This window comes from Amycolatopsis sp. DG1A-15b (assembly GCF_030285645.1).
Taxonomy (GTDB): Bacteria; Actinomycetota; Actinomycetes; order Mycobacteriales; family Pseudonocardiaceae; genus Amycolatopsis.
Genome location: NZ_CP127296.1, coordinates 9,679,751 through 9,695,958 on the forward strand (window position 1 = coordinate 9,679,751; position 16,208 = coordinate 9,695,958).

The 16,208-nt window shown below is 69.7% G+C and carries 13 protein-coding genes; 7 read left to right on the forward strand and 6 right to left on the reverse strand.

The window, feature by feature from the left end:
• Positions 1-12: 12 nt before the first annotated feature.
• The 3 genes from QRY02_RS45035 to QRY02_RS45045 all read right to left on the reverse strand — a co-directional run bounded on the left by QRY02_RS45035 (position 13) and on the right by QRY02_RS45045 (position 2,424).
• Positions 13-915: an SDR family NAD(P)-dependent oxidoreductase gene (locus QRY02_RS45035; RefSeq protein ID WP_285988787.1), complete on the reverse strand. Its 903-nt coding sequence runs from the start codon at positions 913-915 to the stop codon at positions 13-15.
• Positions 916-926: 11 nt separating this feature from the next.
• Entirely contained in the window at positions 927-1,673 is a 747-nt protein-coding gene (locus tag QRY02_RS45040; RefSeq protein ID WP_285988788.1) for an SDR family oxidoreductase, read from the reverse strand.
• Between the two features lie 133 nt (positions 1,674-1,806).
• A complete protein-coding gene (locus tag QRY02_RS45045) occupies positions 1,807-2,424 on the reverse strand; it encodes a TetR/AcrR family transcriptional regulator (RefSeq protein ID WP_285988789.1) in 618 nt (205 codons plus the stop codon).
• Positions 2,425-2,543: 119 nt separating this feature from the next.
• Here QRY02_RS45045 and QRY02_RS45050 point away from each other — a divergent pair, with 119 nt between their 5' ends.
• The 3 genes from QRY02_RS45050 (at position 2,544) to QRY02_RS45060 (ending at position 5,178) form a co-directional block, all read left to right on the forward strand.
• A complete protein-coding gene (locus QRY02_RS45050; protein ID WP_285988790.1) occupies positions 2,544-3,446 on the forward strand; it encodes an NAD-dependent epimerase/dehydratase family protein in 903 nt (300 codons plus the stop codon).
• Positions 3,447-3,565: 119 nt separating this feature from the next.
• On the forward strand, positions 3,566-4,120 hold the full coding sequence (locus tag QRY02_RS45055; RefSeq protein ID WP_285988791.1) for an RNA polymerase sigma factor: 555 nt from the start codon (positions 3,566-3,568) through the stop codon (positions 4,118-4,120).
• A 29-nt stretch (positions 4,121-4,149) separates the two neighbouring features.
• Complete coding sequence (locus QRY02_RS45060; RefSeq protein ID WP_285988792.1) at positions 4,150-5,178, forward strand: hypothetical protein; 1,029 nt, start codon at positions 4,150-4,152, stop codon at positions 5,176-5,178.
• Between the two features lie 183 nt (positions 5,179-5,361).
• Here the strand turns inward: QRY02_RS45060 and QRY02_RS45065 are convergent, their stop codons facing one another.
• Positions 5,362-6,060, reverse strand: a complete 699-nt coding sequence (locus tag QRY02_RS45065) for an SDR family NAD(P)-dependent oxidoreductase (RefSeq protein WP_285988793.1) — start codon at positions 6,058-6,060, stop codon at positions 5,362-5,364.
• Positions 6,061-6,173: 113 nt separating this feature from the next.
• Between QRY02_RS45065 and QRY02_RS45070 the strand changes: the two genes are divergently transcribed.
• Entirely contained in the window at positions 6,174-7,046 is an 873-nt protein-coding gene (locus QRY02_RS45070) for a helix-turn-helix transcriptional regulator (RefSeq protein ID WP_285988794.1), read from the forward strand.
• Between the two features lie 6 nt (positions 7,047-7,052).
• On the opposite strand, the gene QRY02_RS45075 is transcribed toward QRY02_RS45070, so the two are convergent.
• On the reverse strand, positions 7,053-7,406 hold the full coding sequence (locus QRY02_RS45075) for an ArsR/SmtB family transcription factor (protein WP_285988795.1): 354 nt from the start codon (positions 7,404-7,406) through the stop codon (positions 7,053-7,055).
• Positions 7,407-7,475: 69 nt separating this feature from the next.
• Here QRY02_RS45075 and QRY02_RS45080 point away from each other — a divergent pair, with 69 nt between their 5' ends.
• The 3 genes from QRY02_RS45080 (at position 7,476) to QRY02_RS45090 (ending at position 14,651) form a co-directional block, all read left to right on the forward strand.
• Positions 7,476-8,669: an MFS transporter gene (locus QRY02_RS45080; protein ID WP_285988796.1), complete on the forward strand. Its 1,194-nt coding sequence runs from the start codon at positions 7,476-7,478 to the stop codon at positions 8,667-8,669.
• 529 nt (positions 8,670-9,198) lie between these two features.
• Positions 9,199-11,871 carry an RICIN domain-containing protein gene (locus QRY02_RS45085; RefSeq protein WP_285988797.1) on the forward strand — a complete coding sequence of 891 codons (2,673 nt, stop codon included), beginning with the start codon at positions 9,199-9,201 and terminating at the stop codon, positions 11,869-11,871.
• A gap of 662 nt (positions 11,872-12,533) precedes the next feature.
• Complete coding sequence (locus QRY02_RS45090) at positions 12,534-14,651, forward strand: acyltransferase family protein (protein WP_285988798.1); 2,118 nt, start codon at positions 12,534-12,536, stop codon at positions 14,649-14,651.
• A gap of 255 nt (positions 14,652-14,906) precedes the next feature.
• On the opposite strand, the gene QRY02_RS45095 is transcribed toward QRY02_RS45090, so the two are convergent.
• The gene (locus QRY02_RS45095; RefSeq protein ID WP_285988799.1) at positions 14,907-16,100 is read right to left on the reverse strand and encodes a GDSL-type esterase/lipase family protein; all 1,194 of its coding nucleotides are present in this window, start codon (positions 16,098-16,100) and stop codon (positions 14,907-14,909) included.
• Positions 16,101-16,208 lie beyond the last annotated feature (108 nt).

Here is a 16,208-nt window from a genome sequence, read left to right on the forward strand (position 1 = left end):
CGCTGTGCGGGATCAGTGGACGGCGTTGGCCGGCAGCAGTTCGCCGATGCCGATCCGGCGGTAGAACTCGGCCCGGATGCGGTCGTTGACGACGGAGACGACTTCGCTGCCGTCGTTGCTGGGGTCGATGTGGACCCGGAAGGGGCGGTGCCCGGACGGCAGGCCGACGACGCGCACGATCTCGTCGGCGACCTCGTCGGTGGTGCGGCCTTCGGGGAAGATGCCGGCCAGCGCTTGGGCCATCCCGTCGCGCAGTTCGCCGTACTCCGCTTGATATGCGGCGTCGCGTTCCGTGTCGGCGGGGGTGCCGGCGTGCGCGAAGTGGTTGGTGCCGCTGGGGTAGGCGCCGGGCACGACGATCGTGGTGTCGATGCCGTACTTGATCAGTTCCGCCGCGTAGCTCTCGGCGAGGGCGTCCATCGCCGCCTTGGCGGCGAAGTACGGGCCGAGGAACGGGGGATGGCCACCGCGGGTCGAGGACGAGCCGATCCACACCAGGTGCCCGCGGCCCCGGGCACGCAGTGCCGGCAGCACGGCGCGGTTGACCCGCTGGGTCGAGAGCACGTTGACGTCGTAGAGCTGGCCGAGCTGTTCGGTGGTGAAGGCTTCGGCCGGTCCGAGGACCATGTGGCCCGCGTTGTGCACCACGACGTCGATGTGCCAGTGCCGGGCCAGGACGTCCGCGACGGCCGTGTCCACGGAGTTCTGGTCCTGCACGTCCATTTCGACGCCGCGGATGTCGATGTTCTCCGCTTCTGCCAGCTCGGCGAGCTCGGCCACGCGGGGAGCGTTGCGGCCGTCGGTGGCGCGCATGCCGGCGTAGACGGTGTGGCCGACCCGGGCCAGCGCCCGGGCGGCGAGGTTGCCGAACCCGCTGGACGCGCCGGTGATCAGGATGACGTTCTGCTCGGACATGGTGGGGTCTCCTAGATGATTCCGCCGTTGTCGCGGATGTTCTGGCCGTTGACCCACCGGCCGTCGGGGCCGACGAGGAACGCCGTGAGGTGGGCGATGTCTTCGGGGCGGCCCAGCCGTTCCAGGGGCGGCTGGGCGGCCAGCTTCTCGATCGCCGCTTCGTCCTTGCCGTCGAGGAACAGCGGGGTCGCGGTGGGGCCGGGGGCGACGGCGTTGACGGTGACGTCGCGGCCGCGCAGTTCCCGGGCCAGGACCAGGGTGAGGGCTTCGACCGCGCCCTTGCTGGCGACGTAGGCGCCGTAGCCGGGGAATTGAAGGCCCACGACGGAGGTGGAGAAGTTCACGATGGCTCCGCCGGCGCGCAGCCGGCGGGCGGCCAGCTGGTCGACGACGAAGGTGCCGCGGATGTTGGTGCGGTGCACGGCGTCCAGTTCGGACAGGTCGAGGTCGGCGATCGGCTGGAGCCGCATGATCCCGGCGGTGTGCACCAGGACGTCGATGCCGCCGAAGGCTTCTTCGACCGAGTCGAAGGCGGCGGCCATGGCCACCTCGTCGGCGACGTCCCCGCCGACGGCGATCGCGTGGCCACCGGCCGCGGTGATGCTTTCGACGATCTCGTCCGCGGTGGCTTTGTTGGCCGAGTAGTGCACGCCGAGGTGGTAGCCCTCCCGGGCGAGGCGTTCGACGACGGCGCGTCCGATGCCTCCGGAACCCCCGGTGACCAGCGCGACCCGTGCCTGGGTAGAGGGGACGGTCATGATGATCTCCTGTTATCGTCGATAACTCTTGTGGCTTTTCGACGATAACACGACAGACGTGTCAGTGCTACAAGGAACTTGTTTTCACTGATAACACGCTTGGGGCGAAGTGCTCCCAGTCAGCCTCGGGGCGCTAGCCGCGCGCCGCCCGATCGTTCGCCGGCGCTTCGGTACGCCAGCCGAGGAGGATCGCGTGGAGCGCCTGTTCGGCGAGGTGGCGGGCGCGATCGTTGCCGATTTGGCCGAGGTGGCCCAGCGACGCGATGCCGTGCAGTGTGCCCCAGAGGATCTCGCAGGCCTGGTCCGGATCGGCCAGGGCCACGTCGTGAGCCGTCGACCAGCTGGTGAGCAACTCCTTGAGGACGTCGATGGCCGGCTCCGCGACGCGCCGGCGTTCGTCCCCGTCGACGACCGGGTCGTTCATGACCCGGTAGAGGTGGGGGTGCGCGCCGGCGAACCGCACGTACTCCGAAGCGATGCGCGTCATGCGCCGATCCGTGTCGGGCTCGTCGGCGGCCTCGCGGACCTCGGTCAGCATCAGGCGGTGGCCGTGCGCGACCAGTTCGAGCAGGAGCGCGTCCTTGTTGGCAAAGTGCTGGTAGACCACGGGTGCGGAGTATTCGACGTCGGTGGCGATGCGCCGGATCGTCAAGGCCGCGATGCCGTCGGCCTCGAGGACGTGCAGGGCGGCCTCGATGATCCGCTCCCGGGTCTTCGCCCGTTCGCGGGCCCGTCTCGTGCTGGTCGGCATGGTCCGTCACTTCACTTCGATGGTGTCTCGAACACTAGTCACCGCCCTTGACCGCGTCGGCGAAGAGCGCCAGAGTTAACGACGTTAGGAAATCTAACAACGTTAGCAAGGAGCTCGTCATGGCCAAGCACGTCGTCATCGGCGCCGGTTCGATCGGGAGCAACGTCGCCCGGCTGCTCGTCGAGCAGGGGGAGACCGTCCGGATCGTCACCCGCAGCGGTTCGGGTCCCGAGCACCGGCTGATCGACCGGGTCGCCGCGGACGCGTCCGACCCGTCCCGCCTGACCGAGCTGTCCCGCGGCGCGGAGGTGATCTACCACTGCGCCAACCCGCCCTCGTACACGGCGTGGGAGCGCCTGTTGCCGCCCCTGCAGACGGCGGCCATCGCCGCCGCCAAGGCCAACGACGCCGTCCTCGCGCTGACCGGCAGCCTGTACGCCTACGGCCCGCAGCCCGATGGCCGGATGAACGAGCGCACCCCGATGGCCGCCGTCGGGCACAAGGGGCGCCTGCGCAGGCGCATGTGGGAACAGGCCCTCGCCGCGGGTATCCGCACCGTCGAGGTCCGCGGCTCCGACTACATCGGCAAGGACGCCAACGGCATCTACGCCCTGCTCATCGAGCCGGCCCTGAAGAAGGGGAAAGCGGCCTGGATCACCGGTCACCTGGACATGCCGCACACGTTCACCGTCAACGTCGACATGGCACGCGCCCTCGTCAAGCTGGCCTCGCAGGAACGCGCGTGGGGCCGGCCCTGGCACGTCCCGTCCCCGCCGGCTGTCACCATCCGCGAGCTGGCGCGGCGCTACGCCACCGCGGCGGGCCGGCCACCGATCAAGCTGGTCCAGCTGCCGCGTTTCGTGATGCGCACAGCCGGGCTGATCGTGCCGATGGCCCGTGAGGTGTCCGAAATGGACTACCAGTGGTACGCACCGTTCCGGATGGACGCGACGGAGACGGCCCGCGCCTTCCAGCTGACCGTCACCGACCTCGACACCGCCGTCCGCGCCGAGGTCCGCTGAATTCGTCATCGCACGTGGCCTGACCAGCGATGTTCGGCATGGGGTGACGTAACCTGAACGCTTTGGGCGCGCGTTGGCAAAGACGGGTTGTCAGGGCGAAGCGAAACCCGAGGAGCTTCATGTCGTCAGACGCGGAACTAATCGGTAGGTCGCTGCGCGGAGACACCGATGCCTTCGTGGAAGTGATCAGCCGGCACGAGACCGCGCTCGGGAACTATCTGGCGCGCAGAGTGGGGCGGCAGGCCGCCGAGGACGTGCTCGGCGATGTGTGGGTGGCGGCTTACGAGTCCCGGGCGAACTATGACCGTTCGTATCCCGAAGCCAGGCCTTGGTTGTACGGCGTCGCGCTGAACAGGCTGCGCCGGCACTGGCGGTCCCGACCTGCCGAGGAGCCGGCGCCGGACCTGAGCGGCGTGGCGAATGACTGGGATCCCTGGCCGGCGGTGGATGCCCGCGTGGACACGCAGGCACTGCTGGGCAGGGCACTGGCCCGGCTCAAACCGGAAGAGCGGGAAGTGCTGGGCCTGGTCGCCTGGGAGGACCTGACCGTCGCCGAGGCCGGGCGGGTGCTCGACATCCCGGCCGGCACGGCCCGCCGCCTGTTGCACCAGGCGCGCAAGGCGTTGCGTGAAGCCCCCGAAGTGGTCGCGCTGCTGCAAGTCCCGACAACCTGAAAGACAGCCCCATGGATGAAATGGATCTCATGAAGAATCTGCGTGACGTGCCGTCTCCCAGTCCCGAGGCCTATGACCGTGCGCGCACGGCACTGCAGACGGCGATGGCGGAACCCGCGGCCACGGTCGTGCGACCGAAGCGCTGGTTCTCCTGGCCCAAGGTCAGTGTCGCCGCCGTGGGTGCGGCAGCCGTCGCGGCGGCTGTGGTGATGGCTACGTCAGGCGGCAGCGTCCCGGCCGGCCCGGCCGGCCCGGCCGGCTCGGCCGATGCGGCTCCGCAGGCGGTCGAGGCACCGCTGGTGAAGCTGGCCTCCGCGGTCCAGGCGGCCGGCACGCAGCCAGGGGACGCGTCGCTGATCATCAACACGAAGTTCGGGCTGGACAACAAGCCGGACCTCAACTACACCCTCTACACCGACAAGGGCCAGCAGTTCACGGGCGACTCGACGAAGACCCTGGTGGACGCAGTCGCCAAGGGCGACGCCCAGCCTGCTACGCCGTACGACGGGAAGGTGATGGCGGCGGCCCGTCTCGCCGCGAACGGCGACGTGGACAAGGCCAGGATCGCGATGATCACCGCGTCCGGCAACGCCCTGGGACTCGGCCTGAGCCCCGCCGAGGCCGACAAGGCCTGGGCGGCCGCCCAAGCCGAGACCGCGGAGATGCTCCGCAAGATCGGCAAGCCGGTTCCCGCCCCCAAACCGCGTCCGACGGGCAAGGACCTGGAAAACCTCATCAACAACCACCTGTGGAGCAACGCCGAACACGCGCTGTTCGCCAACGCCGCCGATGCGGAGGTCCGCGCGGGCGTGCTGAAGCTGTACGCGACCATCCCGGACATGATCGTCGGCAAGACCAGCGTCGACGGCCAGGCCGCGCTGACCCTCACCGCGCCCCCCGCCATCCTGGGCGGCAGTACGGACGTCCTCATCATCAACGCCGACAACGGCCTGCCGATCCGGGAGGAGATCACCTCGGCGGAACCGTCCAAGCACTACGTGGTGAACTACAAGTCCTCCCGCGTGACCCTCGCCGACGTGGCCGCGGGCAAGATCTGATCCTCGTACCGAACTGTCCTGGGAGGGCCGAGATCATCTCGGCCCTCCCAGGACAGTTCTGCCTGCGGCACGCTACCGACCCGCCGCAGCCGGTTCCGGGCGACGATCGCTTCCTGGGTGGGTGGCACGAGAAGCGCACACGGTGAGTGTGTCCGGAAAAACGCGAGAAGCCAATGACCGCATTCAGGACCAGGCGATCTCGCCGCTGCGGGCGACGAAGCGCCCGGAGCCGGCGCCCGGTTGCTCGGTGGCCAGGCCGACGATGGCGTCGGTGCCCTCGGTGACGGTCTGCGGGCCGCTGTGGCCGTTGAGGTCGGTCGCCGTGTAGCCGGGGTCCGCGGCGTTGATCCGGATGCCGGGAAACGCTTTCGCGTACTGCGTGGTCAGCATCGTCAACGCCGCCTTCGAAGCGGTGTAGAGCGGTGCGACGACCTTGGACTCGGCTCGCGACCGGTCGTGGGTGAGGACGAGGGAGCCCATCCCGCTGCTGACGTTGATGATCACGGGGTCCGCCGACCGCTGCAGCAGCGGCAGGAACGCCGTGGTCGTCCGCACCACGCCGGCGAGGTTGACGTCGAAGACGCCCAGGACGTCGGCGCCGGTCAGGCCGGACGGGTCACCGGCCGGGCCGTGGATGCCGGCGTTGTTGATCAGCACGTCGATCGCGCCCTCGTGCGCGGCGACGTCGGCGGCCGCGGCGGCGACGGACGCGTCGTCGGTCACGTCGATGGGCACGAACCGCGCACCGACCGCGGCGGCGGCGCTCGCGCCCGCCTCCCGGTCGCGGGCTCCGACCAGCACGGTGTGGCCGGCCTCGACGAGCCGGCGGGCGGTCTCGCGGCCGAGCCCCTTGTTCGCTCCGGTGATGAAGGTGATCGTCATGCGATCGATCTTCGGCTCGCCGGCCGCGGCCGGCCAGGGATGCCTCGACGGTAGGAACAGCAGTACCACCGTCGGCCCGTGCCCGGCGGCCGGACCCGGGGCAAGATGGGAACGTGAGCACGACACCCGGGGCCGGGCTGGGCGCGATGATCCGCACCTGGCGGGACCGGCTGCCGCCCTCCGCCGCGGCGTTGCCGGTCGGCCGCAACCGCCGTGCGGCCGGGCTGCGCCGCGAAGAGCTCGCCGACCTCGCCGGCTTGTCGGTCGACTACGTCGTCCGCCTGGAACAGGGCCGGGCCACCACGCCCTCGGTGCAGGTGGTCGCCTCCCTCGCGCGTGCGCTGCAGCTCTCGGGCCCCGAACGGGACCACCTGTACCGGCTCGCCGGGCTCACCCCGCCCGCGGACGGCACGATCTCGGACCACATCCCGCCCGGGGTCCACCGCGTGCTCTCCCGGCTCGGCGACGTCGCGGTCGCCGTGTTCGCGGCCGACTGGCAGCTGGTCTGGTGGAACCGCAGCTGGGCCGCGCTGCTGGGCGACCCCTCGTCCGCGGAGCCCCGCCTGCGCAACTTCGCCCGCGACCGGTTCCCGCTGGGCACGGGCCCCGCCTGCCTCGCCCAGTGGCCCGTGACCGAGGTCGACGCCGAGACCACGGACCTCGCCGTCGTCGCCGACCTGCGCCGCGCCACCGGACGGTTCCCGCGCGATGCCCGCCTCGCCGGGCTGATCCGCGAACTGACCGCGGGCAACCGGCGGTTCGCGCAGCTGTGGGCCACCGGCTCCGTCGCCGGCCACCGTGAGGACGAGAAGACGATCCACCACCCGTCGGTGGGACCGATCGCGGTGAACTGCGACGTGCTGGGAGACGGCGATACCGAGCTGAAGATCGTGATCATGACCGCCGTCCCGGGCAGTGCCGCCGAGACCGGTCTCCGGCTGGCCGCGGCCACCGGCGCACCGGCCCCGAGGGAACAGCTCGCGTAGGCGGCGTCACGGCTTGATCAGCCGGTTGATCGCCTCGGTGTCGTGCTCGTGGGTCAGCAAGGCATCGAGGAGACCGGGGAAGCGTTTCTCCACATCTTCCTTGCGCACCCGCACGTTGCGCGTGCGGCCGTCGACGACGGTGCGGGTCAGGCCGGCTTCGCGCAGCGTGCGGAAGTGGTGCGAGACGGTCGGCGGGGTCAACCCGAGATTCGCGCACCACGTGCTCGCGCTGCAGTCGAACGGTTCCGGCCCCTGGTACATCACCGCCATGATCGTCCGGCGAGCCGGGTCGACCAAAGCGCCGAGGATCGTCGTCAGGTCCAGGTCGTCGACCGACGGCTCCGGCAGCTTTCGCGACATCGAGACTCCTTCGCGCGGGACGGGCGGCGGACTTTGACGTCCATCGAAGTCTAGTCTACCGTTGCCGCCATGATTCGATCATCATCGAAGTCACTCTCCTCGTCACGGCTGGCGGTGCTCGCCGTCGGCACGTTCGTGCTCGGGGTGGACGGCTTAGTGCTGGCGGGGCTGCTCCCCGCGGTCGCCCAGGACCTGCACGTCAGCCTTGCCCAAGCCGGGCAGCTGACCACGACGTTCGCGCTCACCTACGCGATCAGCTCGCCGCTGATCGCGACCGCCACCGGCCGGCTCGACCGGCGCGTCGTGCTCGGCGGCGGGATGGTGGTCTTCCTGCTCGGCATGGTCGGCCAGGCGCTCGGCCCGACGTACGCAGTGGTGCTGGCCGGGCGGATCCTGGCCGCACTCGGCGCGGCCGGGTTCCAGGCCAACGCGTACGCGGTCGTCGGGTTCCTTTCGGCGCCGGAGCGGCGGGCGCGATCGCTGGCGGTGGTCGGCGCCGGATCCAGCCTGGCCACGGTCATCGGGGTGCCGATCGGCGCGCTGGTCGGACAGCACCTCGGTTGGCGCGCGGCGCTGTGGTTGATCACCGGTGGGGCCGTGGTGGCCGCGGCACTCTGCCTGGCGCTGCCCGGCGTCCGGCTGCCCGTCGCGTCACTGCGCGAGAGGATCCGCATCCTCGGCACACCCAGTGTGCTCCTGCTGCTCTGCGGCACCGCACTCCAGCTCGTGCCGCAGTTCGCCGTCATCAGCTACATCGCCCCCATCATCGGCGCGCAAGGCCAGACGGCCACCTCGGCGGTCGTCGCGCTGGTCGTGTTCGGCGTCGCCTTCTTCACCGGGAACCGCCTGGTGGGACACCTCGCCGATCGCTGGGGCGCGCTCCGGGTGATCACGGTCGGCCTGACGGTCAGCGCACTGGCGCTGGTCGCGCTCTGGATCGTCCGGCTGAGCCTCGTACCGGCGATAGCCGCACTCGCCGTGCTCGGCCTGGTCGCCTCTTTCCAGGTGACGCCGCAGCAGACCCGGGTGTTCGCGGCCGGCGGCGCGGCGGCGACCGTGGCGCTCGGGCTGAACGGCTCGATGATCTACGTCGGCAGCGGGGGTGGGGCAGCGCTCGGCGGTGGTGTCATCACCGTGGCCGGAGTCGGCTTCGTGCCCCTCGTCGCCGCCGGCATGGCCCTCGTCGCGCTGGCGTTCCTGTGGGCGTTCGCGCCGGAACGCCGGCAGGTCCTCGATCACCGCGTCGACACGGTGAGGAGATGATCCGGATGACCTCGACCGGCACAGTCCGGTTCACCCACGACGTGACCTCGGCCGGGCCCGCGATCGACTACCACCGGGTCGGCGCTGCGTTCCAGACGCAGCAACTCGCTTTCGCCCTCCAGGTCTCACCGCAGCGGTCACCGACTTACGGGCCACGCCGTTGACGGTGACCGATGCTGCCTGCCGGTGCCATTGGTGCGGCTCTTATGGCGTGTGTCTTGCCGGGGCACCCGGTTGCGGCCTGAAAGTTTCCCGGCATTGCGCCCTTCTCTGAAAGTTTCCCGGGATCGCGCTCTTCTTTCGCCGCAAGCCATGGACATGTTTGACACCACGAGTCGACCCCGCTTATCGTTCGGTCGAACCGGTTCGAACACGATTGCTTACCGACCGATGCCCTGCTCCGCGGGCATGGAGCCGGTAGACGAGTCCATAGTGGACCTCTCCGTTTCGGCGGCCCCGGCGGGTAGTGACGATGGGTCCGATGATCGGTGTATCCCCGTAGACGCGCACCCGCGAAAGGGGTTTCTTGATGCGTCAGAACAACCCTCGCACGCTATCCCGGCGCTTCGCCCGCGCAGCGCTGGCCGGCGCCACCCTCCTCGCGATCATCGACACGGGACAACCCGCCGCCGCAGCACAGCCGGCCGTCGCACCACAGCCGGCGCCCGCGGCCGCAGCTGCCGGCGCCGCCGCGCTCGCCTCGGTCGACCTGGCCGGGACGTGGAGTTTCACGCCGACGGGCCGGGGGGCGACCTCGATCACCGTGCCCGGCGGCGGCTGGTACAAGCAGGGCTTCACCGACGTGAACGAGGCGGTGTACTCGCGCAGCATCACCGTGCCCGACTCGGGTCAGCCGCAGTCGACGTGGATCGAGTTCGGGGCGGTCAACCACCAGGCGACGCTGTCGGTCGACGGCCGGGTGGTGGCGACGCAGACCACGGCGTTCACGCCGTCGAATTTCGACATCTCCGCCTACGCGGCCCCCGGCAGCACCCACACGATCAGCGTCGACGTGAAGGGCCGCGGCGCGTTGAAGGCGTCGAACGGCCGGTACCTGGTGCCCGACGCCGCCGAGTGGTCCGAGGCGGTTCCCCAGGGGATCTACCGTTCGGCGTTCCTGCGGACGTACCCGGCGGTGTCCGTCAGCGACACATTCGTGCGGACGTCAGTGGCGAACAAGACGTTGAGCTACGACGTGTCGGTGCGCAACACGTCGGGCAGCTCCCGGTCGGTGACGTTGACCGGGTCGCTGTCGTCCGACAACGGAACGGCTTTCAGCTACCCGGAACTGCCCAGCCGCACGGTCACCGTGGCGGCCCACTCGACCGCGACCGTGACCGTCGGGCCGGTCGCGTGGAACCTCGACAGCACCTCGTACTGGTGGCCCAACGTGCCGTACCGGCCGGGGTACCGGGCGCAGCTGCACCGGCTTGCGGTGCGTGCCGTCACCGATGACGGGCACACCAGCGACGCCACGTACCGGTTCGGGTTCCGGGAGGCCACCCAGAACGGTGACTACTACTACCTCAACGGCGTGCGCGTGAACTTCCGCGGCGACAACCTCCAGGGTGCCGACTACGACCGGATCAACAACGGCGGCAAGGGCGACGCCTACGACACCCTGCCCGGCTTCCTGCCCCCTTCGTCGAACAACGGCGGCTGGCCGCAGACGGTGGACAACTACCAGCGCCTCAACTACAACGTGATACGCGTCCACCAGGAGCCCGCAAGCCCGTACATGTTGGATGTCGCCGACGAGATGGGCCTGATGGTCATCGACGAGGTCGCGATTCGCGGCTCCCAGTCCGGGCAGGATTGGATCGCCGGGCACGACAACATGGTCAACCACGCCCGTGCGCTGGTCCTGCGCGACCGCAACCACCCCGCGGTCATCCGCTGGAGTCAGAACAACGAGCCGAACCAGAGCGGCCAGGATTCCGAACAGTTCGAGAAGGACCTGTACGCGGCGATGAACGGCGCCGACGGCACCCGGCCGGTCATTGCCGAGCTGGGCGTCGGCGCGAATGTCAACAGTTACCCCGGGATGACGTACCCCAACTTCGCGGTGATCTCGCACTACATCGACGGCTTCGGCAGGTACGGGGAGGGCGTGGTCACCGCGAATGGGCGGCCCGACGGCGAGGGCGAGTTCATCTGGCCGGCGTGCAACAACAAGCAGGGCTTCGAGTGGTTCGCCACGGCAACCCTGGCCAAGCGCGGCAAGAACGCCACCGACCTGCGTCCGTACACGCTGCTGTCCGCCTGGGCCAGCGTCGTGCCCGGAGTGCGGACCACCGACTTCACCCCGGAGGAGGGCGGTCACCCCATTTACGGCGCGGACAACTTCCCGGCCCCCTGGAGCAACCCGCAGATCCAGCGCGTGCAGGCGGCGTTCAACCCGGTGGCCGCGGTCGACCTGCCGTTCTGGTCGGCCTCCGGCGCCTCGGACTCGAACGGCACCTTCCCGCTGCCGCAGGCCGTGCCCAACTACGCCCGGAACGCCACGGTCACCCGCAACATCACCGTCTTCAACGACGACTTCGCCGACACCTCGGTGGGCTTCACCTGGACGGCGCGGCTCGACGCGCCGGACGGCGCGGTCGTCGCGTCCGGAAGCACGACCCTGACCGTCCCGCTCGGCTCGCGGGTCACCCAGCCGGTGTCCTTCACCGCCCCGGCCACCGGCAACCGCGTGTACCTGCAGCTGTCGACCACGAAGTCCGGTAGCCCCGTCTTCACCGACGCGGTGGAGTACTTCAACCTCGCCGGAGGCGGCGGAGACGGACCCGCACCGGGCACCTACCGCATCGTCAACCGCAACAGCGGCAAGCCGCTCGCTGTCGCGGGCAACTCCACCGCGGACGGCGCCAAGGTGGTCCAGCAGAGCAGCACCGCCACCTGGACCATCGCCACGACCTCCGACGGCTCCTACACCCTCCAGTACGTCCCGAGCGGAAAGGTGCTCGACGTCAACGCCAACAGCAGCACGGCCGGGCTGCAACTGCAGCAGTGGACGGCCAACGGCGGCCCCAACCAGATGTGGTACCTGCGCGCCACCGGCAACGGCTACTACACGATCGCCAGCCACGACAGCGGCCTGGTGGCGGACGTCTCCGGAGCGGCGACGAGCGACGGGGCACAGGTCGTGCAGTGGGCCGCCAACGGCGGTGCCAACCAGCAGTGGCAACTGAACCGGACCTGACCGGAAGTCCCGGTTCTCGCCTGCTGCAACGGCGTCGACCGCCACCCCTGGCCGCTCGGCCTGCGGCCAGGGGTAGCGGCGAGGTGTCAGCTCCGAACGTCGGCAAGTGACCACCCCATGTGTTCGCACATTGCAGCACGGAGAAGAACGATTCCATCGCGGTAATGTCACCGCACGCACCGACCTCTGGGAGGGCACGAGCAGGTCGGCATCCGCGTGGCACGCGAAATGCGCCCACGTCGATTTGCGTGCTCGCCGGACAGCAGCGGCAAGCCCGGATGGGTGTCGTGCAGGTGTTCGGCTTCGCCGGCGGTGGCCTGGCCGCGGACTCACAGCCGTCGCAAACCATCCAAACTCGCTGGAGAAGCCGAGATTCGACGCGGTGCTCTGCCGTATCGCCCGCGTCGCTGCGGCTCTCTCGTTCGCGAAATCGGCGTCACTGGTCTCGGCTGGTGCCTCGTCGTCGAGCCTCCCGGCAGACGGCAGGCGGTAGGCGTCGGGTTGGGGTAGCTTCAACGGCGCCTGTAACGCCCGTCGGGCGCAGGCGGATAGTTCGCGTGGGCCCTGTTGGGACGCGCGCGAGAGGTCTTGCGGCGCTCATACCGGACGGCAGTCGCCGAGGGGCCCGGGGGGAAACAGAGCCACGGAGGGCTTCGAGCATCATGACGTCTACGGTCACCGGCCGCCCGTCCGTGCCCACCGCACCCGCGAGCACCGGCCACAAACAGCGCGACGACATCCAGGGTCTGCGCGCGCTCGCCGTCGGCCTCGTGCTCGTCTACCACCTCAGGCCAGGGTGGCTGCCCGGCGGATTCGTCGGCGTCGATGTCTTCTTCGTGATCTCCGGCTACCTGATCATCGGCACCCTCACGGGTGAGCTGCGCCGCACCGGGCGGGTCGGGCTGCTCACCTTCTACGCCCGGCGCATCCGGCGGCTGCTGCCCGCGGCGACCGTCGTGCTGCTGGCCACGGTCGCGGCGACGGTGCTGCTGGTGCCGGTGTCGCGCTGGCCGGAGATCCTGCGCGAGGTGGTGGCGTCCGCGCTGAACGCGCAGAACTGGGTGCTCGCCCTGTTCTCGTCGGACTACGCGACAGCCACCGCCTCCGCCTCGCCCGTGCAGCACTTCTGGTCGTTGAGCGTCGAAGAGCAGTTCTACCTGGTCATCCCGCTGTTGCTGCTGCTCAGCGCGGCGATCGCGCGGCGGTCCGGTTCACGTCCGGTGGCGGTGGCGTTCGGCGCGATCACGGTCATGACGGTGGCGTCGCTGGTGTTCTCCGCGGTCTATACGCAGATCAACCACGGTCAGGCGTACTTCATCACCCCCACCCGCATGTGGGAGCTGGGCATCGGCGGCCTGACCGCGATGGTCATCCGCCAGGTGCGCGTGCGCTTCGCCGCGCGGCTGGCGCTGGGGTGGCTGGGCCTGGGCGCGGTGCTGGTCAGCGCTTTCACCTTCGGCACGCACATGGCGTTCCCCGGCTGGATCGCCCTGCTGCCCACGGTGGGCACGGCCGCGCTGCTGGTCGCGGGCACCGCCGAGCGTCCCCGGGGCGGCGAACTGTCGCCGCTGCTGGGCCTGCCGCCGCTGCGTTACGTGGGCGACATCTCCTACAGCCTGTACCTGTGGCACTGGCCGGTGGTGGTCTTCCTGTTGGAGGAGGCGGGTGCCGCCAAGCTCAGCAAGCGTCAGGTGCTGGTCGCCGCAGTGTCGAGCCTGGTGCTCGCGGCGCTGTCGAAGCACCTGGTCGAGGACCCGCTGCGGCGACCGCGGCCCCGTCGCGGGGGTGCGCGACCGAGGCGCCGCGCCGCTTACGCGATGGGCGCCTGCATGGTGGTGGTCACCACGGTGGCCGCGACGGTGCCGTGGCAGATCGCGCAGCACCGCCTCGACGCGCTGCGCGCCGACATCGCGTTGGACGCCGACCACCCCGGCGCGCTCGCGCTGGACCCGGCGCACGCACTCACCGTGCGCGAGGGCGTGCCGGTCGTCCCCGACCCGTCGGTGGCAGCAAAGGACATCGCCTCGGTGTGGCACGACGGCTGCGGCCAGTACGACCCGGTGGCCTTCCCGATGAACAGTGACAGGTGCGCCTACGGCCGCGCCGACGCGACGAAGACGATGGTCGTCATCGGCGACTCGCACATGACCCAGTTCGCCACGGCCCTGATCGACATCGCCAACCGCGCCGGCTGGCGCGTCAAGTTCATGCTCCACGACGGCTGCCCCTTCAGCGCCGCGGCCCCGATCAAGACCCGAGACGCCGACCCGAGCCGACCGGAGCCGTTCGCCGAGTGCCCCGCCCAGGACAAACTGAAGATCGACTCGATGCTGGCGGACAAGCCCGACCTCCTGGTCACCGCGGCCATGTCCCCCGAGTCCTACCTCAACGACCTCAGGTGGGCGTGGAAGTCCCCGGAGGCACTCACCGCGGGCTACCGCTCGTACCTCGAAAAGATCACCGCCGCGGGCATCCCCGTCGCCGTCATCAGGGACACCCCCCGCGCCGACGACAACGTCCTCAACTGCCTGCAACGCAACCCAGCCCCCCACTCCTGCGACAAGCCAAGGTCCAAGGCGGTAGACGCCTTCACCGACCCCTTGGCCACCACCGCGGCCACCATCCCTGGCGTGCGGGTCGTGGACTTGACGAACTGGATCTGCACGGCGGACCTGTGCCCGGCGGTCGTAGGCAACGTGGTCGTCTACCGCGACAACCACCTGACGGACACCTACATCCGCACCTTGGCGACACCCCTCCGCCAGGCCCTGGGAATCTAGCCCCCCGCCCACTGACCGACACGAGCACGCCCGGGATCGCGGCGGGCGGCTGTGACCGGTGAAGATGTCGTCCCACAGGGTTTCCATTGTTGGCCAGTGGGCCGGTAGGTGCAGGGTTCGTTTGCCCTTGGGGCCGGGCGATTCGGGTGGGGACGTTGACCAGATGGCGGCGGAGCGTCGCCCCGCGGGCGACGGCGGCGCAGCCCGTCTGCGTTGATGCAGAGGCACGCAGTCCGCCTTACGGCGGCAATCCGTTCAGTTCAAGGTGGACAGGTCGATTGAGTTGGCCATCACGGCGTAGCCGTTGTTGTTGGGGTGGATGCGGTCGCCGCTGTCCCACACGGGGTTGAGCCAGTTCTGGTAGCCGGGTGCGCCCGAGTTGGGGTAGTTCGGATCGGTGTTGCGCATGATCGCGTCGAAGTCGATGATCGCGTCGAAGTGGTTGTCGGTGCGGATGAACTGGTTGACCTGAACACGGTTCGCGTCCTTGGCGTCGTCGTCGCCGAACCACCCACCGCGACGCGGGGTCACAGTGGCACCGACGACTCGTAGGCCGGCGGCGTGCGCCCGGCCGGCCAGCTGTTTGAGTCCGTCGATCAGGGTGGCGGCGTCCGTGCCCAGGTAGAGGTCGTTGGAGCCTTCGGCGATGATCACTGTTCGAGCGCCGTTGTGGCCGAGCACGTCCCGGTCGAACCGTTGTGCCCCGGTCGGGCCGATTCCACCGGGGGTGATCAGGGTGTTCCCCGCGACCCCTTCGTTGACGACCGACAGCGGCGTGCCCACGGCCTGCAACCTGCGCGATAGCACGTCCGGCCAAGTGCTGAAGGTGTTGACAGTGGCGTGTGCTCCGTCGGCGACCGAGTCACCGAGGACGATTACGGCGCCGGTGGTGTGGCCACCGGCCACCTCGATGCTGGACACCCAGGCCACGTTGATCCCGCGGCCCGGATACGGGCCGGGATCACCTGTGTGGTCCCCGGCGCCGCCGCCGAAGTCGGTGCAGTACTCACCGATCAGCCCGAGTTCGTGGTTGGGGTACTCGGTGACGGATCCGGCGGAATATACGCTGACCGCGAGTTGCTCGCCCGCGGTGACCGGCATGGGTACCGGGTCGCTGAACACCTCGCCGCCGGCCGGGATCGTGACCACGGATTGGCCGCCGAAGGTGACCTCGTGCAGGGTGGCGGGGACGATGCTGCTGTCGGTGTCGCGTTGCGCGACAGTGACCCGGTTGAACGTGGTGGGCGTGCGGACGAACTGGTTGGTCAGTCGAATGCGGATCTGTGTGCCGTCCGCGCTGACGCGTTCAGCGCTGCGGCAACTGAAGTTCGAGGCGTTCAGCGGCATCGCCTCGCGCATGGCAGTGCCCCAGGCCGCGATCCACTTGGTGTCGGTGGTTCCCGTGGATGCCGACCCGGCCGCGCACGCCACGGCGGTCAACGCAGCCACGCAGACGCCGATAATTCTGCTCCACGGGTTCAACAACTGCTCCCGGTTCGTAACGGTATAGGTGCGGTCCGTTCGGATTCACCACTGGTGCGCAAACACTTTCTGTGA